This window comes from Enterobacter cloacae complex sp. P15RS (assembly GCF_014895905.1).
Classification (GTDB): Bacteria; Pseudomonadota; Gammaproteobacteria; order Enterobacterales; family Enterobacteriaceae; genus Enterobacter; species Enterobacter quasihormaechei.
The window spans coordinates 116,178-141,071 of the sequence record NZ_JADBQL010000003.1 but is presented as its reverse complement, the minus strand read 5'-3'; the positions used below and the strand labels follow the sequence as shown (position 1 = coordinate 141,071).

The following is a 24,894-nucleotide window of genomic DNA, read 5'->3' as shown; positions in this document are numbered from 1 at the left end:
CGGCAACCGAGGTTGCCGTTTTTAGACTTGTAGGCCGGGTAAGGCGTAGCCGCCACCCGGCAAATATTTACAGCGTATGCTCAGTACGGGCAATAATATCGTCCTGCGCATCCGGCGACAGGGCGGTGAAGAACGCCGAATATCCTGCTACGCGCACCACCAGGTCACGGTACTGGTCAGGGTGTTTCTTCGCTTCCAGCAGCGTTTCGCGTGAGACGATGTTGTACTGAATATGCCAGCCTTTATGTACCTCGAAGAAGGTGCGCAGCAGTACCATCAGCTTCTGACGGTCGCTGTCGTTTTCCAGCGTCGAGGGGTTCAGCTTCTGGTTAAGCAGCACGCCGCCGAGGATCGCTTCCGTAGGCAGTTTACCCACGGAGCCGATAACCGCCGTCGGGCCGAGGTGGTCCGTACCGGAGGCCGGGCTTGCCCCTTCCGCCAGCGGGGTGTGGGCTTTACGGCCGTCCGGCGTGGCCATTGTTGCCGCGCCAAACGGCACGTTCGCGGAGATAGACGACGTACCCGCGTAGTAGTTACCGCCAATCGGGCCGCGGCCGTAGCGCGGGTTGTGGTACTGCTTCAGCTCTTCAATGTAGGTTTCGTAAGCACGGGTCAGCAGCATGTCCACGCTGTCGTCGTCGTTGCCGTACTTCGGCGCGCCGTTGATCAGGCGCTGGCGCAGTTGCTCATGGGTCAGCCCGTCGAAATCATCCGCCAGCGCCGCCGCCAGCTGCTGCTGACCGATTTCGCCCTGGTCAAACACCAGCTTCTTCACCGCCGCCAGGCTGTTGCCAAGGTTGGCGATCCCCACCTGTAGGCCGGAAACCCAGTCATACTTCGCACCGCCTTGCTTGATACTTTTCGCGCGTTCGATGCAGTCGTCCACCAGTGCCGAGCAGAGAATATCGTGGACGTTCTCTTCCAGCATGGTGTCCACCACGTACTCAATCTCAATGGATTTGCGGGTGTAGTAGCGGATCTGGTTATCCCACGCCGCCATCACCTCATCGAAATTGTCGAAGTTTCCGGCTGAGAGGGCTTTCTCCTGCGGCAGGAATACCTTGCCGCTGGTGGCGTCGCGACCGCCTTCCAGCGCCGCCAGCATCACGCGGGCAAAGTTGATAAAGCTCATGCCGGTGCAGCGGTAGCCCCACTTTCCGCCCACTGCGGTTTCGATGCAGCCAATTGCGGCGTAGTCATACGCGTCGTCGCGCTCCACGCCAAGCTTGATAAATTCCGGGATCACGATTTCATCGTTGTTAAATGCCGGCATCCCGAAGCCGCAGCGGATCACCTGCACGCAGGCGTCGAGGAAGTCGTTGCTCATGCCGGCGTGGTAGCGCACGCTCAGGTTTGGCTGGGTGGAGCGCAGACGGCCGCAGGATTCCAGAATGGCGTAAGAGAGCGGGTTCACCGCGTCCATCGGCTCGCCGTTAACCAGCTTCTGGCCGCCAATAGTGACGTTCTGATACAGCGGGCTGCCCGCCGAGGCTTTGGAGTGCGAGCCGGAGCGGATCTTGTTCACTTCCAGCAGCTTCAGCCAGCAGCTGTGCAGCAGCTCGATGGCGTGCTCGCGATCCAGACTCTGGTCCAGCTCCACGTCGCGGCGATAGTACGGGTAAAGGTACTGGTCCATACGGGCGAAGGAAACGGAGTGACCGTTGGACTCAATTTGCAGGATCAACTGAATGAAGTAGCACAGCTGAAGCGCCTGCCAGAAGGTTTTTGGCGGTTCGTGGGCGATGACGTCGCAGTTTTCCGCTATCGCCAGCAGCTCGTCGCGGCGGCTGTCGCGGGTTTCCGTGGCGGCCATTTCACGTGCCAGATCGGCGAAGCGCGTGATGTGCAGGCTTACGGCTTCCAGCACGATATCAATCGCCTTCAGGAACTGGTCGCCGTGCAGATCGTCCAGCACCGTCAGGTTGATGCGCGAGCGGCGCTCGGCCACTTTCGCACGCAGGCCGTCGAGGCCTTTCTCCAGCACCAGCGGGAAATTCACCGCCAGGTGCGCGTCACCGGAGGTCATGTTGCCTTCCGCTTTGATGATGCCGGTTTCCAGCAGGCCTTTCTGCTCGTCGGTGAACATGCCATAGCAGCGATCCTGCACCGTCTGGCCGCGCCACCACGGGCAGATCTCATGCAACACACGTTTATTCTCTTCGCTCACCGCAAAGCCAGCACCCGGACGGTCCGCCAGATCGTCAATCTCTTTCTCGATCCAGGAGACGGTGTATTCCGGGAAGATCGGCGCGGCGCGGACTTCGCTGGCCTGGTTACCGATAATCAGCTCGTCGTGCTTGATCCAGATGGTGCGTTTTGCCAGATGGTGAGCCAGGGCCAGCGCACGACGTACCGGGATCGGCTTGTCCATGTGCTGCTGATACATTTCGGTGTAATGCTGTGCGCGCTCGGTACAGACCGGCGGCTTAACGATATGCACCAGCGCCGTTTTGTGCGCCTTGATGCGCTCGCTGAGGGTGTTGAGATTCAGGGTGGTCATAAGTTTATCCTCGTAAGGTCGCGGTTAACCCTTTCTGGCAGGCATACTGCTGTGCGAAGTCCAGTAGCGCAGGGTTATCCAGCGGTTTGTCAGGGGCAGAGTAGGGTTGGCCGAGCAGGGTGTATTTGTTCATGCCCAGCGTGTGATACGGCAGAAAATGAATATCCTCGACGCCGAGTTCGTCGGCGGCGAAGTTGGTGATGGCGGTAACAGACGCTTCATCGGCGTTGAAGCCCTGGATCAGCGGCACGCGAATGGTGATGTTTTTCCCGGCGGCGACCAGGCGCTTCAGGTTGTCCAGGATCCGTTTGGCCGAACCGTCGGTCCACTGTTTAAACACCTCGCTATCAACATGCTTGAGGTCGGCGAGAAAAAGATCGATGAAGGGCAATGACGGTTCGAGGTAATGCCACGGTACGTGAAGGCAGGTTTCAACGGCGGTATGGATCCCCTGCTCATGGCTGGCCTTAAGCAGGGCGTGCGCCAGGTCAGGGTTCATAAACGGCTCGCCGCCGGAAAGGGTGATCCCGCCGCCGCTGCGGTCGTAGAAGGGCTTGTCACGCAGCACGGTGGTCATGATCTCTTCCACCTGCTTATCTTCCCCGCAGACGGTGAGCGCCTGGGTCGGACAGCAGTCGGTGAGGGCAGTGAGCGTCTCTTCGCTTAATTTTTCACGATGGATGACCAGCCCGTTCAGCGCACGTTCAATACACTCCGGCGCGGCCTGCTGACACAGGTCACAGCCGTCCAGGCACAGCCGTGCATCAAACAGTATGTCCCGCGTGCGGGAGCGGCTTTCCGGGTTCTGGCACCAGCGACAGCCCAGCGAGCAGCCTTTCAGGAATACCACGGTTCGAATACCGGGGCCGTCGTGGGTGGAGTAACGCTGTACATTGAAGATCATTTTTTTGCCCTCTAATTACATATGAAGATTAAATTACTTTCGAATGAAAGTTATCTTGATATGGGTCAATTCATGAGCAGGTTTTCTCGTGATAGGGTAAGTGCAGGCTAATTTTGAGGGTGACATCATGGAACTTTATCTCGACACATCTGACGTTGCGGCAGTCAAAAAGCTGGCGCGCATCTTTCCGCTGGCAGGCGTGACCACCAATCCAAGCATTGTGGCGGCAGGGAAAACGCCCCTGGAAGAGCTGCTGCCCGCGCTGCACGACGCGCTGGGCGGCAAGGGCCGTCTGTTCGCTCAGGTAATGGCGACGACCGCCGAAGGGATGGTGGAAGATGCACGTAAGCTGCGCGCGATCGTTAACGACCTGGTGGTAAAAGTGCCCGTGACCGCTGAAGGGCTGGCGGCAATCAAAATGCTGAAAGCAGAAGAGATCCCGACGCTGGGTACCGCGGTATACGGCGCAGCGCAGGGGATGTTCTCCGCGCTGGCGGGTGCTGAGTATGTGGCTCCTTACGTGAACCGCGTGGACGCGCAGGGCGGAGATGGGATCCAGACGGTGGTCGAACTGCAACAGCTGCTGACCCTGCACGCGCCGCAGTCAAAAGTGCTCGCCGCGAGCTTCAAAACGCCGCGTCAGGCGCTGGACTGCCTGCTGGCGGGGTGTGAGTCCATCACGCTGCCGCTGGACGTGGCGCAGCAGTTTATTACCTCTCCGGCGGTGGACGCGGCGGTTGTGAAGTTTGAGCAGGACTGGCAGGGGGTGTTTGGACGGACGTCTGTTTGATGCTGTTGCCGGGTGGCGCTGACGCTTACCCGGCCTACGTTCGTATTGTTGTTGCCGGGTGGCGCCGTTCGAGCCGTTGTAGGTCGGGTAAGGCGAAGCCGCCACCCGACTTTTTACTGACTACACACCTCACACCCCGGATTGCGCATCAGCTTCATCTCACGGAACTGGCAGGTCATCGCGTCGTACATCACGATTTTACCCGCTGCCGGGGTGCCGTAGTGCGTCAGCACCTTAATCGCCTCCATCGCCTGTAACGAACCAATCACGCCGACGAGCGGCGCCATCACGCCCGCCTCGACGCAGGTCAGCGCATTCTCGCCAAACAGACGGCTCAGGCAGCGGTAGCAGGGCGCTCCCTCAGCGTAAGTGAAAACGCTAATCTGCCCCTCCATGCGGATGGCCGCGCCGGAAATCAGCGGCGTTTTATGGGCAAAGCAGCCCGCATTGAGCTGGTTGCGAATGGCGACGTTATCGGTGCAGTCCAGCACCAGGTCATGCTGTGCAATCTGCGCAAACAGCGCGTCTTCATCCAGCAGGGCGTCAATCAGGGTGAACTGAACGTTGGGATTGATGCGCGCCAGCGCCGTGCGTGCAGATTCCACTTTTGGCTGACCAACCATCGCGTCGCTGTGCAGCGTCTGGCGTTGCAGGTTGGACACCGACACGGTATCGAAGTCCAGCAGCGTCATGCGGCCGACACCCGCCGCAGCCAGGTATTGCGCCGCCGCGCAGCCAAGCCCCCCAAGGCCAACAACCAGCACGCTGGCCGCCTTGAGCGCCTCCTGCCCCTCGAAATCAAACCCGCGCAGCACAATCTGGCGGTTGTAGCGCATCATCTCCGGGTCGCTCAGTTCCACCGTCATGTCAGCCTCCGAACAGGTGGTTAAAGCGTTCCACTTCAACCCATTCGCCCGCCTCGACGTTGCCGCGCTCGCGCTCCAGTACGATAAAGCAGTTGCCCTGGCTGAAGGAGCTAAAGATATGCGAACCCTGATGCCCGGTGGTGCTCACTTCCAGATCACCGTCGGCGCTGCGCGCCAGAATGCCGCGCTGGAAATCGAGACGACCCGGTGATTTTTTCAGGCGCGTTGCCGCCCGCACGCGCAGACGTTCCGGCAGCGGGCTGGCCTTGTTGCCCGAAAGCTTCGCCAGCAAAGGGATCACCAGCTGGTAGAAGGTCAGCGCGGCGGAGACCGGGTTACCCGGCAGGCCGCAGAACCAGCTGTGCGGAAGCTTGCCAAACGCGAACGGTTTGCCCGGCTTAATCGCCAGCTTCCAGAAGGCGATTTCGCCCAGCTCTTCAAGAAGGGTTTTGGTGTAATCCGCTTCGCCAACCGATACGCCGCCGGAGCTGATGACCACGTCGGCGGATTTGTCCGCCTCGATAAACGCCGCGCGCAGTTTTTCCGGGTCGTCTGGAATGATGCCGAGGTTAATCACCTCGCAGCCCAGCTGCTCCAGCATCAGGTGTACCGCCAGACGGTTAGTATCGTAAATCTGCCCCTCGTGCAGCGGCTGGCCCGGAAGCTGAAGCTCGTCTCCCGTAGAGAACACCGCCACGCGCACTTTGCGGACAACGTCAATTTCCGCGATGCCAAGCGATGCCAGCACCGGCAGCTCAGCGACCGTCAGTTTTTGCCCGGCGGCAAAGACCGTCGCGCCGAGGGTAATGTCTTCCCCGGTACGGCGGATATGCTGTCCGGCTTTGACGCTGGCGGTAAAACGCACGCCGTCGTCCGTTTGTTCGGTCTCTTCCTGCATCACCACGGCTTCACAGCCCTTTGGCACCGGCGCGCCGGTCATGATGCGTACGCAGGTGCCCGCTGGCCATTCTCCGTTGAACGGCTGCCCGGCAAACGCTTTACCCGCCACCGGCAGCGGCTGACCCGTTTGCAGATCCGCCAGACGTACGGCATAGCCGTCCATCGCCGCGTTATCGAACCCCGGCACGTTCATCGGCGAGACGATATCGCGCGCGGCAATACGGCCAAAACAGCGCACAAGCGGCAGCGTCTCAACGTCGTGCAGTGGGGTAATGCGGTCAAGCATCTGCGAGAGTGCCGTCTCAAGCGGCATCAGTCCGGCGATAAAATCCATGGTGGGCTCCTGCGGAGTAACAACGAAAGCGCTCATTATGGCAGAAAAGTGCGGCTAACTGTATGACCCGATGGGTGTACGCTTTACATCACAGTTGCGTCTTTCTATATTCAAAAATCATCTGAAGATTCGTCGACGATAATGATATTTATAGAAAAAGCAGCCAGCCAGGCTGATGGGTGATGCGAAATGAGTAAAGCGGTTATCGCAATTCATGGCGGTGCCGGGGCAATCACCCGTGCACAGCTCAGTCCCGAGCAGGAGAAGCGTTACATTGATGCGCTGAACGCCATCGTGGAAACAGGCCAGCGCATGCTGGAAGCGGGCGACAGCGCGCTGGATGTGGTGACCGAAGCGGTGCGCCTGCTGGAGGAGTGTCCGCTGTTTAATGCCGGCATTGGCGCGGTCTTCACGCGTGATGAAACGCACGAGCTGGATGCCTGCGTGATGGACGGCGTCACCCTGAAAGCGGGGGCGGTGGCGGGCGTGAGTCGCCTGCGCAATCCCGTACTGGCCGCGCGTCTGGTGATGGATCACAGCCCGCATGTGCTGCTGGCGGGCGCGGGAGCGGAGAAATTTGCCGTTGAGCACGGGATGGACACGGTCTCGCCCGATCTTTTTTCCACCGAGGAGCGTTACCGGCAGCTGCTGGAGGCCCGCACTGCGGGGATGACGCAGCTGGACCATGCCGCGCCGCTCGATGAGCGCAGCAAGATGGGCACGGTTGGCGCAGTGGCCCTGGATAAAGCCGGCAACCTCGCTGCCGCGACGTCAACGGGCGGCATGACCAACAAACTTCCCGGACGCGTGGGCGACAGCCCGCTGCCGGGGGCAGGGTGCTACGCCAATAACGCTACCGCGGCGGTGTCGTGCACCGGCACCGGCGAAGTGTTTATCCGCGCGCTGGCGGCCTACGACATTACCGCGCTGATGGATTACGGCGGTTTAAGCCTGAGCGAGGCCTGCGAGCGGGTGGTGATGGAAAAGCTGCCGGCGCTGGGCGGAGAAGGTGGCTTAATTGCCGTGGATCGGGAGGGTAACGTGGCGCTGCCGTTCAACAGTGAAGGGATGTACCGTGCGTGGGGATATGCCGGCGATGCGCCCAGCACAGGCATCTATCGTGAATAAGGGGGCATTGCGTGCCGCACAGTGAAGAGCTGGACAGCCGGGAAGTGTTGGCTGTTCATCAGCTGAATATTGCCTTTCAGGAAGAGCGGCAGTTTATCCCGGCAGTCCAGAATTTATCGTTTTCGCTCAATCGCGGCGAAACGCTGGCGATTGTCGGCGAGTCCGGTTCCGGTAAATCCGTCACCGCACTGGCGCTGATGCGTCTGCTTGAGCAGACGGGCGGGCAAATCACCAGCAAGCAGATGCTGTTGCGCCGCCGTAACCGTCAGGTTATCGATCTTAACGAGCTGAGCGCATCCCAGGTGCAGGGCGTGCGCGGGGCGGATATCGCGATGATCTTCCAGGAGCCGATGACCTCGCTGAACCCGGTCTTCCCGGTGGGCGAACAGATTGCCGAGTCGATTCGCCTGCATCAGGGGCTGAGCGGCGATGAGGCGCTCAGCGAAGCAAAACGGATGCTGGAGCGGGTACGGATCCCCGAGGCGCACACCATGTTGTCCCGCTATCCGCATCAGCTCTCGGGCGGCATGCGCCAGCGGGTAATGATTGCGATGGCGCTGTCGTGTCGTCCGGCGGTGCTTATTGCGGACGAACCGACCACGGCGCTGGATGTCACCATTCAGGCCCAGATCCTGCAACTGATCAAGGTGTTGCAGCAGGAGATGGAGATGGGGGTGATATTTATCACCCACGATATGGGGGTGGTGGCGGATATTGCCGATCGGGTGCTGGTGATGCATCAGGGCAATGCCGTGGAAACCGGCACGGTGGAGCAGGTCTTTCATGCGCCGGTGCATCCCTATACCAACGCGCTGCTGGCGGCGGTCCCGCGTCTGGGCGCCATGAATGGCAGTGATTATCCGCGCCGTTTTCCGCTGATGTCCCAGACCGAACCGGGCCATCAGGAAGACGAAACCGAGCAGAATACGGTGGTTCCCGGCAGGCCGATACTTGAAGTGCGTGACCTGGTGACCCGTTTCCCGCTGCGCAGCGGCATCCTTAATCGCGTGAAGCGCGAAGTGCATGCGGTTGAAAACGTCAGTTTTGACCTCTGGCCAGGCGAAACGCTGGCGCTGGTGGGGGAGTCCGGCTGCGGTAAATCCACTACCGGGCGGGCGCTGCTCAGGCTGGTTGAGTCGCAGGAGGGGAGCATCACCTTCAACGGTGAGCGCATCGACACCCTCCCCAACGGTAAATTGCAGGCGGTGCGGCGGGATATTCAGTTTATTTTCCAGGACCCTTATGCGTCGCTCGATCCGCGGCATACGGTGGGGTACTCGATTATGGAGCCGCTGCGGGTGCACAACCTGCTCGACGGTGAAGCCGCGCAGCGCCGCGTCGCGTGGCTGCTGGAGCGCGTGGGCCTGAAGCCGGAGCATGCCTGGCGTTATCCCCATGAATTTTCCGGCGGTCAGCGACAGCGTATCTGCATCGCGCGGGCGCTGGCGCTGAATCCAAAAGTGGTGATTGCGGATGAGTCCGTTTCGGCGCTGGATGTCTCTATTCGCGCGCAAATCATCAATCTCCTGCTCGATTTACAGCGGGATTTAGGCATTGCGTTTCTGTTTATCTCCCACGATATGGCGGTGGTTGAGCGGATCAGCCATCGCGTGGCGGTGATGTACATGGGACAAATTGTTGAAATCGGCCCCCGTCGGGCGGTGTTTGAAAACCCGCAGCATCCGTACACCCGCAAGCTGATGGCCGCCGTACCGGTTGCCGATCCTGAGCATCGTCACGCCCAGCGCGTGCTGTTGCAGGACGACATGCCGAGCAATATTCGTAAACGGGGCGAAACCCTGGAGCGCGTGGCGCTGCGTGAGGTGGGTCCCGGTCATTTTGTCGCACCACCGCGTCAGGGCAATGCATTCTCGCGGTTATAACTTACAACAGGCAGGAGAACACAATGGTTCCTTTTGTTGCTCGTAAATGGCTGCTGGCCGCGAGCGTGACGGCTGCGCTGGCCGCCGCTCCCGCGTTCGCGGCGAAAGACGTGGTGGTGGCGGTGGGGTCTAACTTCACGACGCTGGATCCGTATGACGCTAACGACACCCTTTCCCAGGCGGTGGCAAAATCCTTCTACCAGGGGCTGTTCGGCCTGGACCGGGAGATGAAGCTGAAAAACGTGCTGGCGGAAGGGTATACCGTGTCGGACGATGGGCTGGTCTATACCGTTAAGCTCCGTACCGGCGTGAAGTTCCAGGACGGCACCGACTTCAACGCCGAGGCGGTTAAGATCAACCTGGACCGTGCCAGCAATCCGGAGAACGGTCTTAAGCGCTACAACCTGTATAAAAATATCGCCAGCACCGAGGCGGTTGACCCGGCGACGGTGAAGATCACCCTGAAAGAGCCGTTCTCGGCGTTTATCAATATTCTGGCGCATCCCGCGACGGCGATGATTTCGCCCGCCGCCCTGAAAAAATACGGCAAAGAGATTGGCTTCCACCCGGTGGGAACCGGGCCGTACGAACTGCTCACCTGGAACCAGACCGATTTTGTGAAGGTGAAAAAATTCGCCGGATACTGGCAGCAGGGGCTGCCGAAGCTGGATACCATCACCTGGCGTCCGGTCGTGGACAACAATACCCGTGCCGCGATGCTGCAAACCGGCGAAGCGCAGTTTGCCTTCCCGATCCCTTACGAACAGGCGGCGCTGCTGGCGAAAAACAGCAAGCTGGAGCTGGTGGCCAGCCCGTCGATTATGCAGCGCTACATCAGCATGAACGTCACGCAGAAACCGTTCGATAACCCGAAGGTGCGCGAAGCCATCAACTACGCCATTAACCGTCAGGCGCTGGTGAAGGTGGCCTTTGCCGGTTACGCCACTCCCGCGACGGGCGTGATGCCGCCAGCCATCGAGTATGCGCAGAGCTACCAGCCGTGGCCGTACGATCCGGCGAAAGCGCGGGAGCTGCTGAAAGAGGCGGGCTATCCGAACGGCTTTAGCACCACGCTGTGGTCGTCGCATAACCACAGCACCGCGCAGAAGGTGCTGCAATTTACCCAGCAGCAGCTGGCGCAGGTGGGCATTAAAGCCAGGGTCACGGCGATGGATGCCGGACAGCGAGCGGCGGAAGTAGAAGGCAAAGGGCAGAAAGAGAGCGGCGTGCGGATGTTCTACACCGGCTGGACGGCTTCAACCGGCGAAGCGGACTGGTCCCTGTCGCCGCTGTTCGCTTCCCAGAACTGGCCGCCAACGCTGTTCAACACCGCGTTCTACAGTAATCCGCAGGTGGATAAGGATCTGGCCGATGCCCTGAAAACCACCAAACCGGAAGAGAAAGCGCGCCTGTACAAAGAGGCGCAGGACATTATCTGGAAAGAGTCGCCGTGGGTGCCGCTGGTGGTGGAAAAACTGGTCTCAGCCCACAATAAAGCGCTGACCGGTTTTTACATCATGCCGGATACGGGCTTTAGCTTTGACGACGCGGATCTAAAATAAAACTCATGCTGAATTATGTTTGTAAACGCCTGCTGGGGCTTATCCCGACGCTGCTGATCGTGGCCGTGCTGGTGTTTTTGTTTGTCCACATGCTGCCCGGCGATCCGGCGCGCTTGATTGCCGGACCGGAAGCGGATGCCACGGTTATCGAACTGGTGCGTAAACAGCTCGGTCTTGACCAGCCGCTGTACAGGCAATTTCTGCGCTACATGGGCAATGTCCTGCAAGGCGACTTTGGCATCTCAATGGTGTCGCGTCGTCCGGTGTCGGAAGAGATAGCCAGCCGCTTTATGCCGACGTTCTGGCTCACCCTCGCCAGCATGGGGTGGGCGGTAATATTTGGCCTGGGCGCCGGGATTATCGCCGCCGTCTGGCGCAACCGCTGGCCGGATAAGCTCGGTATGGCGCTGGCGGTCACCGGCATCTCTTTCCCGGCATTTGCGTTGGGCATGCTGCTGATGCAGATTTTCTCCGTTGAGCTGGGCTGGCTGCCGACCGTTGGGGCCGACACCTGGAAGCACTACATTTTACCCTCCATGACGCTTGGCGCAGCCGTTGCGGCGGTCATGGCCCGGTTTACCCGCGCCTCGTTTGTGGACGTGCTGAGCGAAGATTACATTCGCACCGCGCGGGCAAAAGGGGTCAGCGAGAAATGGGTCATTCTGAAGCACGGTTTTCGTAACGCGATGATCCCGGTGGTGACGATGATGGGGCTACAGTTCGGCTTTCTGCTGGGCGGCTCTATCGTGGTTGAGAAGGTCTTCAACTGGCCGGGGCTGGGGCGCCTGCTGGTCGACTCGGTCGATATGCGCGACTATCCGGTGATTCAGGCTGAAGTCCTGCTTTTCTCGCTGGAGTTTATTCTTATCAACTTAGTGGTGGATGTGCTCTACGCCGCCATTAACCCGGCCATCAGGTATAAGTAAGATGCGATTACTGAACTGGCGTCGCCAGGCCATTTTTAACGCTATGCCGGGGGTCAGACCGGATCATATTCGTACGCCGTGGGGGGAGTTCTGGCGGCGATTCCGTCGTCAGCCCGTTGCGATGGTTGCCGGGTTGTTTGTGTTATTGCTGATCCTGGTGGCGATCGTCGCCCCCTGGATAGCCCCGTTTGATGCAGAAAACTACTTCGACTACGACCGTCTGAACGATGGTCCGTCGATGATGCACTGGTTTGGCGTGGACTCGCTCGGGCGCGATATTTTCAGCCGCGTGCTGGTCGGGGCGCAGATCTCTCTGGCGGCCGGGGTCTTCGCGGTGCTGATAGGCGCCGCGATTGGCACCGTGCTGGGGCTGGTGGCCGGGTACTACGAAGGCTGGTGGGACCGCATCATCATGCGCATCTGCGACGTGCTGTTTGCCTTTCCCGGTATTTTGCTGGCGATTGCCGTGGTGGCGGTCATGGGCAGCGGCATGGCGAACGTTATCATTGCCGTAGCGGTATTCTCGATTCCCGCTTTCGCTCGCCTGGTGCGTGGCAATACGCTGGTGCTTAAGCAGCAGACTTTTATCGAGTCGGCGCGCAGCATGGGGGCCAGCGATGCTACCATCCTCTTCAGCCATATACTGCCGGGCACGGTATCGTCCATCGTGGTCTATTTCACCATGCGCATCGGCGTGTCGATTATCTCGGCGGCCAGCCTGTCGTTTCTGGGGTTAGGCGCGCAGCCGCCGACGCCGGAGTGGGGCGCGATGCTGAACGAGGCGCGGGCTGATATGGTGATTGCGCCGCACGTGGCGATCTTCCCGAGCCTGGCCATTTTCCTGACCGTGCTGGCGTTTAACCTGCTGGGCGATGGGTTGCGCGACGCGCTGGATCCGAGGATTAAGGGGTAGTGCTGTGGAATGTGCCGGGTGGCGGCTACGCCTTACCCGGCCTGCAAAAGAGGTGTGGGGAAATTAAACCCGGCTACCCCACAAATCATACTCGTCTGCGTTCTCAACCTTCACGCGAATAATATCGCCCGGCTTGACGTTGGTTTCACCGTTCAGATACACCGCGCCGTCGATTTCAGGCGCATCCGCCATACTGCGGCCAATCGCGCCTTCTGCGTCCACTTCGTCGATAATGACCAGAATTTCGCGGCCCACTTTCTCCTGCAAGCGTTCAGCAGAGATCTGCTGTTGCAGCTGCATAAAGCGGTTCCAGCGCTCCTCTTTGACCTCTTCCGGTACCTGGTCCGCCAGCTCGTTGGCCGTTGCGCCTTCAACCGGGCTGTACTTGAAGCAGCCCACGCGGTCCAGACGCGCTTCTTTCAGGAAGTCGAGCAGCATCTGGAAATCGTCTTCGGTTTCACCCGGGAAGCCGACAATAAAGGTAGAACGCAGGGTCAGATCCGGGCAGATCTCACGCCACTGCTTGATGCGCGCCAGCTGGCGGTCAACGGAGCCAGGACGCTTCATCAGCTTCAGAATGCGCGGGCTGGCGTGCTGTAGCGGGATATCCAGATACGGCAGGATTTTGCCTTCCGCCATCAGCGGGATCACGTCGTCAACGTGTGGGTAAGGGTAGACGTAGTGCAGACGCGTCCAGATGCCGAGCTTAGCCAGCTGCTCGCACAGGCCGACCATGCTGGTTTTCACCGGCTCGCCGTTGTGGAAACCGGAGCGGTGTTTGACGTCCACGCCGTAGGCAGAGGTATCCTGGGAGATGACCAGCAGCTCCTTCACGCCCGCGTCGGCCAGGCGTTTGGCTTCGGCCAGCACCTCGCCAATCGGACGGCTCACCAGATCGCCACGCATCGACGGGATAATGCAGAAGGTGCAGCGGTGGTTGCAGCCTTCGGAAATTTTCAGGTAGGCGTAGTGGCGCGGTGTCAGCTTCACGCCCTGTTCCGGCACCAGACTCAGGAACGGGTTGTGCTTTGGCTTTGGTACGTAGTGATGAACATGTTCCAGCACCTGCTCGTAGCTGTGCGGGCCGGTGATCTCCAGCACTTTCGGGTGCACTTCGCGGATCTGATCCACTTTCGCGCCCAGGCAGCCGGTCACGATGACTTTGCCGTTTTCCGTCAGGGCTTCACCAATGGCTTCCAGTGACTCCTGGACCGCGCTGTCGATAAACCCGCAGGTGTTCACGATCACCATGTCGGCGTTGTCGTAGCTTGGCACCACGTCATAGCCTTCGGTGCGCAGTTCAGTCAGGATGCGTTCGGAATCCACCAGGTTCTTCGGGCAGCCCAGGGAGACAAAGCCGATTTTCGGCGGGTGCGTAACATTGCTCATAGGTTAAAAATTCATCAATTATGGAGTTATCAGGGCGGGATTTTACAGCGTATCGCGGGGGATTTATACACTCTTGATGGCGCAGTTGCGTCGGGCAATCGTTGTAACATTGTAAAGAATGTTAACTAGTTATCGTTTATTGATCTCAGGCATTACACTGTACAAAAAATAACCTTATTCTTAACAGGGTAACAAGGCTGACAGAGGAGGAAATAGCATGTCCGTTGACAGACTGAAACGCGATCTGCTTAACAAGCTGATCAACGCCCGAATCGACCTGGCCGCCTACCTGCAACTCCGCAAGGCGAAAGGGTATATGTCAGTCAGCGAAAGCGAAAATCTGCGTGATAACGTCTTTGAACTTTGCAATTTCATGCGTGAAAAAGCACCCGTCCTGAAAGCGCATTACGTTGAAAGCGAGCTGGCGGCACTGCGCCGCGCCGCCGAGGTGCTCTCCATCGCCGGGGTCTGTTTGATGAACGGACGTCACGACTGCCCGAATTTTATTGCCGTTAACGCGGAAAAGCTTGAAAACTGCCTGACCACGCTCTCTCTTTGCATCATGTGTCTGAACAAGCCTGAAACGCTTGCCCGCCACTGAACCCGGGGGAGGCAACTCCCCCTTTTTGATTAAGCTTTTGTAAAAGTGCTAACGCGCCCGGACGAAGTGGCTAATCTTTAAGCCATAAGCCGACAAAGGAGCGTGTTATGCCTCGATCTTCGCTGATTTTCCTGCCTGCATTGTTTTTTCCCGTTTCGCTGCTTGCCGCCACCGAGCCGGTAAACGTGGAAGTTTTACAGACAAAACTGGATCACCCCTGGTCGCTGGCGTTTCTGCCCGATAATAAGGGGCTGCTGGTCACGCTAAAAGACGGGCAGCTTAAGCACTGGCAGGCAGGGAAAGGGCTCTCCGATCCGATTGTTGGCGTGCCGAAGGTCTGGGCGAGCGGACAGGGCGGATTGCTGGACGTGGTGCTGGCCCCGGATTTTGAACAGTCACGGCGGATCTGGCTAAGCTTCGCCGAGGCAGGTAATGATGGAAAAGCGGGCACCGCGGTGGGTTACGGGCGGCTGAGCGATGACCTGTCGCGCATCGAAGGCTTCCAGGTGGTGTTCCGCCAGATGCCGAAGCTCTCTACCGGCAACCACTTTGGTGGACGGCTGGTGTTTGACGGCAAAGGCCATCTGTTTATTGGTCTGGGTGAAAACAACCAGCGCCCGACGGCGCAGGATCTGGATAAGCTTCAGGGCAAGGTGGTGCGCCTGACCGAAGACGGGAAAGTGCCGTCGGATAATCCGTTTGTTAATACCGCCGGTGCGCGCCCTGAAATCTGGTCCTATGGCATTCGTAACCCGCAGGGGATGGCGATGAACCCGTGGAGCGACGCGCTGTGGCTTAACGAACACGGTCCTCGCGGCGGGGATGAAATCAACATCCCTGAGAAAGGCAAAAACTACGGCTGGCCTTTGGCGACGCACGGGATCAACTATAGCGGCCTGAAAATCCCGGAAGCGAAAGGCGAGCATGTTGAAGGCACCGAAAAGCCGCTGTTTGTCTGGAAAGTGTCGCCCGCCGTCAGCGGCATGGCGTTCTACAATAGCGACGTCTTCCCGCAGTGGAAAAACAAGCTGTTTATTGGTGCGCTGAAGGAGAAAGACGTCATCGTCCTGAACGTGGAGGGCAACACCGTGACGGAGGACGGGCGCATTCTTGGCGATAAAAATCAGCGTATCCGCGACGTGCGCGTCGGGCCGGATGGCTATCTGTATGTGCTGACCGACGAGTCGGACGGGCAGCTGTTGAAGGTCAGCCCGTCCGGTACGTAATCAGGTCACTGGGATCATCACCACGTTGCGATATGCCGGGCGCTCGCTCAGCTGCTGGATCCAGCGCTCAAGGTGCGGGCGCGGGGTCCAGCTAAGCCCCATATTGGTCAGGTTCCAGACGAAGGGGGCGACGGCGATATCGCCCACGCCAAACGCGTCGCCGGAGAACCAGGTCTGCTTCGCCAGCTCGTCGTCCATCATGGCAAACAGCGATTCGCAGGCGTCCTGGGCGGCATGAATGGCGGGATAATCACGATCGGCTTCCGGCGTGCGGATAAGCCCCATCAGGATCACGCGGTGCGTTGGGGAAAGCGTCTGGTTTGCCCAGTCCATCCATTTTTCGCCCTGCGCGCGCTGGGCCGGATTTTCTACCCACAGCCGACCCTGGCCGTACTGCGCGGCGAGGTAACGCACGATGGTGTTGGACTCCCACAGCGTGGCGTCTGTCTCATCATCGCGCAGCAGCGGCACCAGCCCGTTTGGGTTCATCGCCAGGTAGTCCGCGTCTTTATTCACGCCAAACTCCAGGCCCGCCATCACCTGCTTAAACGGTAAATCCAGCTCTTCCAGCGTCCACAGCACTTTTTTCACGTTGGTCGAATTGTTCCTGCCCCACAGCGTAATCATATTTACTCCCGATGAGATGTGAATCCGAGTCAGCTTTTCGCCATGGTGAGATAAACCTAACAATTACGCAACAGATGCTAAAAAAATCGCCGCAATCAAAGCGTATCTGAATGTTATTGCATAAACTTTAAAAACTTTACCTGGAACAGGTTTCTTTGAACGCTGTAGTGCGCTATTACTCATCGCTTCTTGCGACACGGTGATTGTGACGTGATTTTTAGAATGGACACTCGGGTGGCATTTATGACGCAAAAAACTTCCTCTCTGCGCAGCCTGGCGGCAGGCTCGGCGCTGCTTTTCCTTTTTGCCCCAACGCTCCACGCGGCGGAACAGACGGCGCCCGAAGCGCCGCCTGTCGATGCGCGCGCCTGGATCCTGATGGATTACGCCAGCGGGAAAGTGCTGGCGGAAGGTAACGCCGATGAAAAACTTGACCCGGCGAGCCTGACGAAAATTATGACCAGCTATGTGGTAGGTCAGGCGATTAAAGCGGGCAAAATCAAGCTGGACGACATGGTCACCGTCGGGAAAGATGCCTGGGCGACCGGTAACCCGGCGCTGCGCGGCTCGTCCGTTATGTTCCTGAAGCCTGGCGATCAGGTTTCCGTTTCCGATCTGAATAAAGGGATAATCATTCAGTCAGGAAATGACGCCTGCATCGCGCTGGCCGATTACGTGGCGGGCAGTCAGGACTCTTTCATTGGTTTGATGAATGGCTACGCGCAAAAGCTGGGCCTGACCAACACTACCTTCAAAACCGTTCACGGCCTGGATGCGCCGGGTCAGTTCAGCACCGCGCGTGATATGGCGCTGCTGGGCAAAGCGCTGATCCACGACGTGCCGGATGAGTACGCCATCCATAAAGAGAAAGAGTTTACCTTCAACAATATCCGCCAGCCTAACCGTAACCGTCTGCTGTGGAGCAGCAACGTTAACGTGGACGGCATGAAAACCGGGACAACCGCAGGCGCGGGCTATAACCTGGTGGCTTCCGCAACCCAGGGCGACATGCGCCTGATCTCGGTGGTGCTGGGGACGAAAACCGACCGCATTCGGTTTAACGAATCAGAAAAACTGCTGACCTGGGGTTTCCGCTTCTTTGAAACCGTCACGCCGATTAAGCCGGATGCCACCTTCGTGAGCCAGCGCGTCTGGTTCGGGGATAAAAGTGAAGTGAACCTGGGCGCGGGTGAAGCCGGTTCCGTGACCATTCCACGCGGTCAGCTGAAAAACCTGAAAGCCAGCTATACCCTGACCGAGCCACAGCTCACCGCGCCGCTGAAAAAAGGCCAGGTGGTCGGGACGATTGATTTCCAGCTTAACGGTAAATCCATTGAGCAGCGTCCGCTGGTGGTAATGGAAGCGGTAGAAGAGGGCGGCTTCTTTAGCCGGATGTGGGACTTTGTGCTGATGAAATTCCACGGCTGGTTTGGCAGCTGGTTTAGCTAAGTTTTTGCCGGGTGGCGCTGCGCTTACCCGGCCTACGTTCGAGCCGTTGTAGGCCGGGTAAGGCGAAGCCGCCACCCGGCACAACTTCAATACATCAACTTCACCTGCTGCGCCTTTGCATACGACACCAGCTCTTCATCCGGGCGGCAATCGCTGACGATGGCGTCAAAGCGCGACAGTTCTCCCATCCTTGCCGGACGGACCTTGCCAAACTTACTGTGATCAACCACCAGCACATGCTGCTGCGCGGCGTTGAGCGCCCAGTGTTTCACCGGCAACTCTTCAAGATTAAAGCAGGTTGCGCCCTGCTGCACGTTCACGCCCGCCGCAGAATAGAAGGCGATGTCGGGGCATACATTGCTCAGCGTGTCCTGAATATTCAGCGGCTTAAAGATGGCATTGCTGGCATGAAACTCACCGCCACACAAAATCACCCGGCACGCCGGTTTTTCCTGCAAGGCCAGAAAGGTATTCAGGGAATAACAGACGGCGGTAAAAGGAACGCTGCTGTCGATGGCCTCGATGATCCACGGCGTTGTCGTACCACAGTCAAAAAACAGCGTTTGATGCGGCTGCACCAGCGAGGCGGCGAGCCGCGCGGCTTTGCGCTTCTCTTCCACCAGACGCGTTTTTTGATCGCTTAACAGGTAATGGCTGGCGCTGCGCGGCTCCAGGACAATGTACCCGCCAAGCAGCACAACGGGGGCGCTGTCGCTGTTCAGATCGCGACGAATGGTCATTTCAGACACGCCAAGCAGGGTAGCGGCTTCCTTGAGATGCAGCTTGTCGCTGCGCTTCAGCGCCTGAAGCAGCTGAGCAATGCGGTCATCGCGACGTGTTTCCATAGATCCTCGGGCTAAAAAAGTGAGCCCCCGCAGGGCGGGGGCTCAAGTGTAACCTGACGGACCGGGGTTAGTCACGTATCCATCCTTTGCGGATCGGGAGGGCAAACAGAACGCGATAGGCCTGCGATAATCCCCGGTAAAGGGCCGGCCCAAAGAGGCTCCACATAATGGCTGCGCTGACGCAGCCCATCAGCCCCACCAGGAAACCGCCTACCATGTCCAGCGGCCAGTGCACGCCCAGATAGACGCGGGACCAGGCGACGGCGACGGCGACCCCCATCAGCACCACGCCGGACCACATGCGATGCCAGAACAGGAAGGCCAGCGCGAAGGTGAAGATCACCGTGCCGTGATCGCTCGGGAACGAGTCATCCGGCGCGTGGTGCAGGAAGTTATAGCCGACGTGCTCGACAAACGGCCGATCGTGCGGGAAGGCAAGCCCCAGCACATAGCTTGCCAGCACGCTGACGCCGATGGCCATCGCCATTTTAATCACCAGGTGGCGCTGGGCGGTGACCTGTTTGCGCGGGCCCCATAGCCAGAGGATCGCGGCCAGCGCCGGCACGATGCTGATCAAATCCTTAGCAATGAAGGTGGCGAGATCAATCATCCATTCCGGCGACGCTGGCGTGGCGTTGAGCAGGTAAAACAGTCCGTAGTTCAGATTCTCTAGCATCGTATCGTTACTCTTTAGCAAACCAGGTAGAAACCAGCCCGTAAACCAGCACCTGGGAAAACCAGACCCACCACCCGGCCCACAGGTTGTGAGAGAAAAAATGCGCGCCGCGCATGACCTGCCCGAAGCCCATCAGCAGCCCCAGAGCGGCCCCCAACGCGACAAAGATCCAGGCCAGGCGCGGACGTTCACGCCAGAAGGCAAAAAACAGCCCCATGACCATAAACCCGCTCGAGGCGTGGCCGCCGGGAAAGCAGCGTCCCGGTCCGCTGTCTGCCGGAATCGCGCTGAACAGGGGATACGAGACGGCTTTGCCGCCGTATTCCACCAGATCCCACGGACAGCTGTGGTGGCTCATGCTTTTCAGGGCTCCTACAACGAGCGCGCCCAGACCCATCAGAAGCGCGGCCGTCACCAGCCGGGCATTGCGTCTGTAAGCCCCATAAACCAGCGCGATGACGGCCAGGGCAATGGCCATATATTTCGCCAGGCGATGGTTCAGCAGATCCAGCAGCGGATTTTGCTGTAGCGGAAAATGGTGCGTCGCGGCGTCATACCAGAAGCCGGTTAGCCATCGGTCGAGCGATTCATCGCGAGAAAGCCAGGTAAAAAGCACCGCGAGGGCGATCAGCGCGAAAAGTTGATAACCATAAAAGCGGGCGGGCAACCGGTAAAGGCGTTTTGTCTTATTTATCGGTAAGGTAGATAATTCTGAAGGGCTGACGGCGTGTGTCATAATTTCGGTCAATAACGTGAAATAGCGCTATCTTAACGAGGGCAACTTAAGGAAACCTTAAACAACAACGATAAGTGCGTTATTTCTGTTTTCTCACGTTATTGTGCTATCTCAGACAGCGGCAATTCATTACACTCATCGCGATTTTTTCATACTAAAGAGATTGCATGATAAACCGTTCTTCTTCCGGTAATCGTCTGGGCCGTCAGGCGTTACTTTTTCCTCTGTGTCTGGTGCTTTACGAATTCTCTACCTACATCGGCAACGATATGATCCAGCCGGGCATGCTGGCCGTGGTTGAGCAGTACAACGCAGGTATTGAGTGGGTGCCAACATCCATGACCGCCTATCTCGCGGGCGGCATGTTTTTACAGTGGCTGTTAGGGCCGCTGTCGGATCGTATTGGCCGCCGTCCGGTGATGCTGACGGGCGTGGTGTGGTTTATCGTCACCTGTCTCGCCACGCTGCTGGCGCAGAACATTGAGCAGTTTACGCTGCTGCGCTTCCTTCAGGGCGTGAGCCTGTGCTTTATCGGCGCCGTGGGCTATGCCGCCATTCAGGAGTCGTTTGAGGAGGCGGTGTGTATCAAAATCACCGCGCTGATGGCGAACGTGGCGCTGATTGCACCGCTGCTGGGGCCGCTGGTGGGGGCCGCATGGGTGCACGTTGCGCCGTGGGAAGGGATGTTCGTCCTCTTTGCCCTGCTTGCGGCTATCTCTTTCTTTGGCCTGCACCGCGCGATGCCGGAGACCGCGACGCGTCTGGGAGAAAAGCTCTCGCTTAAAGAGCTGGGCCGTGATTATAACGCGGTGCTGAAAAACGGTCGTTTTGTCGCAGGCGCGCTGGCGACGGGGTTTGTCAGCCTGCCGCTGCTGGCGTGGATCGCCCAGTCGCCGGTCATTATCATCAGCGGCGAGCAGCTTAGCAGCTATGAGTATGGCCTGTTACAGGTGCCGATTTTTGGCGCGCTGATTATCGGAAACCTGGTGCTGGCGCGTCTGACGGCGCGCCGTACCGTGCGTTCACTGATAATTATGGGCGGCTGGCCGATTGCGGCAGGGCTGATCGTTGCGGCGGTAGCGACCGTTGCCTCGTCGCATGCGTACCTGTGGATGACCGCGGGGCTGAGCGTTTACGCGTTTGGTATTGGCGTGGCGAATGCCGGTCTGGTGCGCCTCACGCTGTTTGCCAGCGAAATGAGTAAAGGCACGGTATCCGCCGCGATGGGGATGCTGCAAATGCTGATTTTTACCGTCGGTATTGAGGTGAGCAAGCATGCTTACGCGTTTGGCGGCAACGGGCTCTTCAGCCTGTTTAACCTTGCCAACGGCGTGCTGTGGGTAGGGCTGATGGTGGTGTTCCTGAAGGACAAACGCGTCGGAAGCGCACTGCAACCGTAATCCTTATTCCCTCTCTCTGCGGGGGGAGGGCATCAGGCCGCAGTAAATTTTGCCCGGTGGCGCTGCGCTTACCGGGCCTACGGGCTGGGTGTTCTCCCTCTCCCTGTGGAGCGCAAGGAATCAATTAAACGGCGCCTTCCCATCCAGCACCTTATCAATCACGTCCAGTACGCCTTCGTCATTATTGTTCGGCGCTTCATAGCGGGCCACCGCCTTAATGTGCGGTTTGGCATTCGCCATCGCGAAGCCATACCCTGCCTGGCGCAACATCTCCACGTCGTTACCGCTGTCGCCAAAGGCCACCACTTCGCTGTCTTCAATGCCCCAGCGCGCCTGAAGGATCCGCAGGCCGTTAGCTTTATGCACGCCGGGGATGATCAGGTCGATACTGCCGTGTCCGGTGGTCACCGGCACCATGATGTCGCCGAGCTTTTCGTGCAGCAGCGCCTGAATACGCGGGATCTCTTCGTCGGAAACGTTAAGCCCGAACTTGAAGAAAATATCGTTGAGATGGTCAAAGCTGCTGACGCTTTCAAGACGGTGATAGTACTTTGCGGCGACCGCTTTGAAGAGGTCGTCATAGGTTTGCAGCGTGTAGGCGCTGTTTTTACCGCAGGCGATAATTTCAATGCCGGGTACCTCATTCAGCAGGGTGGCGACGGTCAGGAAGTGCGCTTTCGACAGTTCGCCGTTGAACACGTCTTCGCCGGCATCCACCACCCAGCCGCCGTTTTCGGCCACGAACGCGATTTCATGGGCGATCTCCGGGAAAAACGAGATCAGCTGGTAGTACTGGTTTCCGCTGGCAACCACAAAACGGATGCCTTGCTCTTTCATGCGCGCGTACTGCGCCAGAAAACGCGCACGATTATAGGTTTTCGCATCGCTCAGGAAGGAGCCATCCATGTCGACTGCAATCAGTTTAACGCTCATATCCCTTCTCCATTGACGTTGTTTCTGCTTCCGGTTTTGCCACCGCACGCGCCACCAGTGCGGCAATAATAACTAACCCTAATACCACCAGCATCGCGCTGCGTAATCCGTAGTGCTCACCGAGGAACCCAAGCAGCGGCGGCCCCACCAGGAAGGCGAGGTAGCCGGTGGTTGCCACCACGCTCACGCGCGTCGGCGCATCCGGGCCGGTATCGCTGGCAGCAGAAATGGTCAGCGGGAAGCCAAGGGAGGCGCCAAGTCCCCACAGGATCACCGACACGCCAGCAATCCAGTCAACATCCACAAAGATGATCATCGCGATGCCCAGCCCGCCCAGCAGAGCGCTGGCACGCACCACCGCCACGCGGCTGTAGCGGTCGATAAACCAGCCGCCGGTGAAGCGCCCGACGGTCATGCCGAGCGTAAACCCGGCGTAGATCAGCGAGCCGGAGGTGGGGCTAAAGCCGTGTCCGTCCACCATCAGCAGCGGCAGCCAGTCGTTGGCGGAACCTTCTGCAAACGCCATCGCCAGCACGACCACGCCAATCAGCATCAGCTGGAAGTCACGGTAGAAGGGCAACCCTTTTGCCGCAGACTTCTGTTCATCCGAGGCGTTTTGTCCCGTACCGGCGGGAATAGCCCTGATGCCGGTGAGGATAGGGATAATGCAGACCAGCGCCGCCAGCAAAATATGCACGTTAGCCGCAATGCCCAGCGCCGTCAGCGCCATCCCCACGCCCGCGCCCGCCAGCGTGCCGAGGCTGTAAAAGCCATGCATCATCGGCAGCACCGTTTTGTTCATCTCCTTCTCGACGGCGGCGCCTTCAACGTTAATGGCGACTTCTGCCGCACCAAAGCTCCCGCCGAACACCATCAGCCCGAGGGCGAACATCAGGGGCGAGGCAAACCACAGCGCCACGCTCAGCGCGACCATTCCGACCACGGCGAAGCACATGGTCGTGCGGATCACCGTACGGGTGCCAAAGCGCTTCACCAGCCAGGCCGAGCACAGGATGCCGCTCATCGAGCCAATCGACAGGCCAAACAGCACAATCCCCATCTCTGCCGTCGAGACGGATAGCGTATCGCGGATGGCCGGGGTGCGCGTCGCCCAGGAAGCCATCAGCAGCCCGGGTATGAAGAAGAACATAAACAGCGCCCACATGCGCAGATGCAGGGCTTTGCGGGGAGAAGATAACGTCATTGGGATCAGCACCAGAAGAACAACAATAGCGACAACACTAGCAACTTTGTGTACATTTGTACACAAACCGGATGAGGAATTTATGAGCAGACCACCGAACGACCCTAACCGTCGGGAGAAGATACTTCAGGCGACGCTGGACACTATTGCAGAGCACGGTATTCATGCCGTCACGCACCGCAAGATTGCCACCTGCGCAGGCGTACCGCTGGGGTCGATGACCTACTATTTCGACGGGATGGAGTCGCTGCTGGAAGAGGCATTCACGTGGTTTACGCAGCAGATGTCCAGGCAGTACCGGGATTTCTTCGCGGGCGTTACCGGGCGGGAGAGGGCATGCGAGGCCATTACCACGCTGATCCACAGCTCAGCCGTGACCACGCCACACAATATGGCGCTGATGTATCAGCTGTACGCCTTTATGCACCGCAGCGCCGCGCTGAAAACGGTCATGCAGGACTGGATGAAGATGAGCCAGACCACGCTTGAACAGTGGTTCGATCCGGCGACCGCCCGCGCGCTGGATGCGTTTATCGAAGGGATGACGCTGCACTTCGTGACCGACCGCGCGCCGCTAACCCGGGAGGAGATTCGGACGATGGTGGGACGCATCGCGCGGGAGCAGGTGCCCTGCGATTAACCGCAGGGCAACCGCGACGTTACCGTCCCTGAATTTTTTTGCCGGAAGCGTCTACAACCGCTTCGCCATCCTCTTTGGTGAACGCCCCTTTTTGTGCGTAGGGCAGAATATCCAGTACGCGCTCCGACGGGCGACACAGCCTCGTCCCCAGCGGAGTAACGACAATCGGGCGATTGATCAGAATCGGATAGTGCAGCATGTAGTCAACGAGCTGGCTGTCGCTAAACCTGTCTTCCGCCAGGCCAAGGTTTTCGTAAGGCTCCACGTTTTTTCGCAGCAGATCGCGGGGTGAAATGCCCATCTCAGCCAGCAGCTTCACCAGTTCGTCGCGAGACGGCGGCGTCTCCAGATACAAAATAATCTCGGGTTCGGTGCCGCTGTTGCGGATCATCTCCAGCGTATTGCGCGACGTGCCGCAGGCGGGGTTGTGGTAAATGGTAATGTTGCTCATATCAGGTACTC

The 24,894-nt window shown here is 58.9% G+C and carries 23 protein-coding genes; 11 read left to right on the top strand and 12 right to left on the bottom strand.

Going from position 1 to position 24,894, the window contains the following annotated elements:
• Window positions 1-67: 67 nt before the first annotated feature.
• Complete coding sequence (locus tag IM267_RS02040) at window positions 68-2,500, bottom strand: formate C-acetyltransferase/glycerol dehydratase family glycyl radical enzyme (protein ID WP_193032595.1); 2,433 nt, start codon at window positions 2,498-2,500, stop codon at window positions 68-70.
• A 4-nt stretch (window positions 2,501-2,504) separates the two neighbouring features.
• Window positions 2,505-3,404, bottom strand: coding sequence for a glycyl-radical enzyme activating protein (locus IM267_RS02035; RefSeq protein ID WP_193032594.1), 900 nt, complete (start codon window positions 3,402-3,404; stop codon window positions 2,505-2,507).
• 127 nt (window positions 3,405-3,531) lie between these two features.
• Here IM267_RS02035 and fsa point away from each other — a divergent pair, with 127 nt between their 5' ends.
• On the top strand, window positions 3,532-4,194 hold the full coding sequence (fsa, locus tag IM267_RS02030; RefSeq protein WP_193032593.1) for a fructose-6-phosphate aldolase: 663 nt from the start codon (window positions 3,532-3,534) through the stop codon (window positions 4,192-4,194).
• Between the two features lie 113 nt (window positions 4,195-4,307).
• On the opposite strand, the gene moeB is transcribed toward fsa, so the two are convergent.
• Together moeB and moeA are read right to left on the bottom strand one after the other, a co-directional pair.
• Complete coding sequence (gene moeB, locus IM267_RS02025; protein ID WP_193032592.1) at window positions 4,308-5,060, bottom strand: molybdopterin-synthase adenylyltransferase MoeB; 753 nt, start codon at window positions 5,058-5,060, stop codon at window positions 4,308-4,310.
• Window position 5,061: 1 nt separating this feature from the next.
• On the bottom strand, window positions 5,062-6,294 hold the full coding sequence (gene moeA, locus IM267_RS02020) for a molybdopterin molybdotransferase MoeA (protein WP_193032591.1): 1,233 nt from the start codon (window positions 6,292-6,294) through the stop codon (window positions 5,062-5,064).
• A 189-nt stretch (window positions 6,295-6,483) separates the two neighbouring features.
• On the opposite strand from moeA, the gene iaaA reads away from it, so the two are divergent.
• From iaaA to gsiD, 5 genes are read left to right on the top strand one after another with little or no spacing between them, the layout of a single operon-like run.
• Window positions 6,484-7,422: a beta-aspartyl-peptidase gene (gene iaaA / locus IM267_RS02015; protein WP_102750320.1), complete on the top strand. Its 939-nt coding sequence runs from the start codon at window positions 6,484-6,486 to the stop codon at window positions 7,420-7,422.
• An 11-nt stretch (window positions 7,423-7,433) separates the two neighbouring features.
• A complete protein-coding gene (gene gsiA / locus IM267_RS02010; protein WP_193032590.1) occupies window positions 7,434-9,305 on the top strand; it encodes a glutathione ABC transporter ATP-binding protein GsiA in 1,872 nt (623 codons plus the stop codon).
• A 23-nt stretch (window positions 9,306-9,328) separates the two neighbouring features.
• Window positions 9,329-10,867 (top strand): glutathione ABC transporter substrate-binding protein GsiB, encoded by a 1,539-nt coding sequence (gene gsiB / locus IM267_RS02005; RefSeq protein ID WP_112792545.1) that lies wholly within the window; start codon window positions 9,329-9,331, stop codon window positions 10,865-10,867.
• Window positions 10,868-10,872: 5 nt separating this feature from the next.
• Window positions 10,873-11,793, top strand: coding sequence for a glutathione ABC transporter permease GsiC (gene gsiC, locus IM267_RS02000; protein WP_063449252.1), 921 nt, complete (start codon window positions 10,873-10,875; stop codon window positions 11,791-11,793).
• A 1-nt stretch (window position 11,794) separates the two neighbouring features.
• Window positions 11,795-12,706, top strand: a complete 912-nt coding sequence (gsiD, locus tag IM267_RS01995; RefSeq protein WP_193032589.1) for a glutathione ABC transporter permease GsiD — start codon at window positions 11,795-11,797, stop codon at window positions 12,704-12,706.
• A 63-nt stretch (window positions 12,707-12,769) separates the two neighbouring features.
• Here gsiD and rimO read toward each other — a convergent pair whose 3' ends face one another.
• Window positions 12,770-14,095, bottom strand: a complete 1,326-nt coding sequence (gene rimO / locus IM267_RS01990) for a 30S ribosomal protein S12 methylthiotransferase RimO (RefSeq protein ID WP_193032588.1) — start codon at window positions 14,093-14,095, stop codon at window positions 12,770-12,772.
• Window positions 14,096-14,312: 217 nt separating this feature from the next.
• Between rimO and bssR the strand changes: the two genes are divergently transcribed.
• Entirely contained in the window at window positions 14,313-14,696 is a 384-nt protein-coding gene (gene bssR, locus IM267_RS01985; protein WP_063866207.1) for a biofilm formation regulator BssR, read from the top strand.
• 107 nt (window positions 14,697-14,803) lie between these two features.
• On the top strand, window positions 14,804-15,922 hold the full coding sequence (locus IM267_RS01980; RefSeq protein ID WP_193032587.1) for a PQQ-dependent sugar dehydrogenase: 1,119 nt from the start codon (window positions 14,804-14,806) through the stop codon (window positions 15,920-15,922).
• Here the strand turns inward: IM267_RS01980 and IM267_RS01975 are convergent, their stop codons facing one another.
• Window positions 15,923-16,549 carry a glutathione S-transferase family protein gene (locus tag IM267_RS01975; protein ID WP_063866209.1) on the bottom strand — a complete coding sequence of 209 codons (627 nt, stop codon included), beginning with the start codon at window positions 16,547-16,549 and terminating at the stop codon, window positions 15,923-15,925.
• 243 nt (window positions 16,550-16,792) lie between these two features.
• On the opposite strand from IM267_RS01975, the gene dacC reads away from it, so the two are divergent.
• Window positions 16,793-17,998 carry a serine-type D-Ala-D-Ala carboxypeptidase gene (dacC, locus tag IM267_RS01970; RefSeq protein WP_063866509.1) on the top strand — a complete coding sequence of 402 codons (1,206 nt, stop codon included), beginning with the start codon at window positions 16,793-16,795 and terminating at the stop codon, window positions 17,996-17,998.
• 86 nt (window positions 17,999-18,084) lie between these two features.
• Here dacC and deoR read toward each other — a convergent pair whose 3' ends face one another.
• The 3 genes from deoR to IM267_RS01955 all read right to left on the bottom strand — a co-directional run bounded on the left by deoR (window position 18,085) and on the right by IM267_RS01955 (window position 20,255).
• A complete protein-coding gene (gene deoR / locus IM267_RS01965) occupies window positions 18,085-18,843 on the bottom strand; it encodes a DNA-binding transcriptional repressor DeoR (RefSeq protein ID WP_063449246.1) in 759 nt (252 codons plus the stop codon).
• Between the two features lie 67 nt (window positions 18,844-18,910).
• Window positions 18,911-19,519: an undecaprenyl-diphosphate phosphatase gene (gene ybjG, locus IM267_RS01960; protein ID WP_193032586.1), complete on the bottom strand. Its 609-nt coding sequence runs from the start codon at window positions 19,517-19,519 to the stop codon at window positions 18,911-18,913.
• A 7-nt stretch (window positions 19,520-19,526) separates the two neighbouring features.
• Entirely contained in the window at window positions 19,527-20,255 is a 729-nt protein-coding gene (locus IM267_RS01955; RefSeq protein WP_193032585.1) for a phosphatase PAP2 family protein, read from the bottom strand.
• Window positions 20,256-20,422: 167 nt separating this feature from the next.
• Between IM267_RS01955 and IM267_RS01950 the strand changes: the two genes are divergently transcribed.
• Window positions 20,423-21,655 carry an MFS transporter gene (locus IM267_RS01950; RefSeq protein WP_107535004.1) on the top strand — a complete coding sequence of 411 codons (1,233 nt, stop codon included), beginning with the start codon at window positions 20,423-20,425 and terminating at the stop codon, window positions 21,653-21,655.
• Window positions 21,656-21,775: 120 nt separating this feature from the next.
• On the opposite strand, the gene IM267_RS01945 is transcribed toward IM267_RS01950, so the two are convergent.
• A complete protein-coding gene (locus IM267_RS01945) occupies window positions 21,776-22,588 on the bottom strand; it encodes a Cof-type HAD-IIB family hydrolase (protein ID WP_112792539.1) in 813 nt (270 codons plus the stop codon).
• Window positions 22,578-23,792 carry an MFS transporter gene (locus IM267_RS01940; RefSeq protein WP_063866215.1) on the bottom strand — a complete coding sequence of 405 codons (1,215 nt, stop codon included), beginning with the start codon at window positions 23,790-23,792 and terminating at the stop codon, window positions 22,578-22,580. The genes IM267_RS01945 and IM267_RS01940 overlap by 11 nt, the downstream gene beginning before the upstream one ends.
• A gap of 82 nt (window positions 23,793-23,874) precedes the next feature.
• On the opposite strand from IM267_RS01940, the gene IM267_RS01935 reads away from it, so the two are divergent.
• A complete protein-coding gene (locus IM267_RS01935; protein WP_112792538.1) occupies window positions 23,875-24,432 on the top strand; it encodes a TetR/AcrR family transcriptional regulator in 558 nt (185 codons plus the stop codon).
• Between the two features lie 19 nt (window positions 24,433-24,451).
• On the opposite strand, the gene arsC is transcribed toward IM267_RS01935, so the two are convergent.
• Window positions 24,452-24,883 (bottom strand): glutaredoxin-dependent arsenate reductase, encoded by a 432-nt coding sequence (gene arsC / locus IM267_RS01930; protein ID WP_193032584.1) that lies wholly within the window; start codon window positions 24,881-24,883, stop codon window positions 24,452-24,454.
• Window positions 24,884-24,894: the final 11 nt, after the last annotated feature.

Coding starts and splice junctions, on each gene's coding strand:
- IM267_RS02040 (WP_193032595.1), bottom strand. CDS start 2,500: ATGACCACCCTGAATCTCAACACCCTCAGCGAGCGCATCAAGGCGCAC.
- IM267_RS02035 (WP_193032594.1), bottom strand. CDS start 3,404: ATGATCTTCAATGTACAGCGTTACTCCACCCACGACGGCCCCGGTATT.
- fsa (WP_193032593.1), top strand. CDS start 3,532: ATGGAACTTTATCTCGACACATCTGACGTTGCGGCAGTCAAAAAGCTG.
- moeB (WP_193032592.1), bottom strand. CDS start 5,060: ATGACGGTGGAACTGAGCGACCCGGAGATGATGCGCTACAACCGCCAG.
- moeA (WP_193032591.1), bottom strand. CDS start 6,294: ATGGATTTTATCGCCGGACTGATGCCGCTTGAGACGGCACTCTCGCAG.
- iaaA (WP_102750320.1), top strand. CDS start 6,484: ATGAGTAAAGCGGTTATCGCAATTCATGGCGGTGCCGGGGCAATCACC.
- gsiB (WP_112792545.1), top strand. CDS start 9,329: ATGGTTCCTTTTGTTGCTCGTAAATGGCTGCTGGCCGCGAGCGTGACG.
- gsiC (WP_063449252.1), top strand. CDS start 10,873: ATGCTGAATTATGTTTGTAAACGCCTGCTGGGGCTTATCCCGACGCTG.
- gsiD (WP_193032589.1), top strand. CDS start 11,795: ATGCGATTACTGAACTGGCGTCGCCAGGCCATTTTTAACGCTATGCCG.
- rimO (WP_193032588.1), bottom strand. CDS start 14,095: ATGAGCAATGTTACGCACCCGCCGAAAATCGGCTTTGTCTCCCTGGGC.
- bssR (WP_063866207.1), top strand. CDS start 14,313: ATGTCCGTTGACAGACTGAAACGCGATCTGCTTAACAAGCTGATCAAC.
- IM267_RS01980 (WP_193032587.1), top strand. CDS start 14,804: ATGCCTCGATCTTCGCTGATTTTCCTGCCTGCATTGTTTTTTCCCGTT.
- IM267_RS01975 (WP_063866209.1), bottom strand. CDS start 16,549: ATGATTACGCTGTGGGGCAGGAACAATTCGACCAACGTGAAAAAAGTG.
- dacC (WP_063866509.1), top strand. CDS start 16,793: ATGACGCAAAAAACTTCCTCTCTGCGCAGCCTGGCGGCAGGCTCGGCG.
- deoR (WP_063449246.1), bottom strand. CDS start 18,843: ATGGAAACACGTCGCGATGACCGCATTGCTCAGCTGCTTCAGGCGCTG.
- ybjG (WP_193032586.1), bottom strand. CDS start 19,519: ATGCTAGAGAATCTGAACTACGGACTGTTTTACCTGCTCAACGCCACG.
- IM267_RS01955 (WP_193032585.1), bottom strand. CDS start 20,255: ATGACACACGCCGTCAGCCCTTCAGAATTATCTACCTTACCGATAAAT.
- IM267_RS01950 (WP_107535004.1), top strand. CDS start 20,423: ATGATAAACCGTTCTTCTTCCGGTAATCGTCTGGGCCGTCAGGCGTTA.
- IM267_RS01945 (WP_112792539.1), bottom strand. CDS start 22,588: ATGAGCGTTAAACTGATTGCAGTCGACATGGATGGCTCCTTCCTGAGC.
- IM267_RS01940 (WP_063866215.1), bottom strand. CDS start 23,792: ATGACGTTATCTTCTCCCCGCAAAGCCCTGCATCTGCGCATGTGGGCG.
- IM267_RS01935 (WP_112792538.1), top strand. CDS start 23,875: ATGAGCAGACCACCGAACGACCCTAACCGTCGGGAGAAGATACTTCAG.
- arsC (WP_193032584.1), bottom strand. CDS start 24,883: ATGAGCAACATTACCATTTACCACAACCCCGCCTGCGGCACGTCGCGC.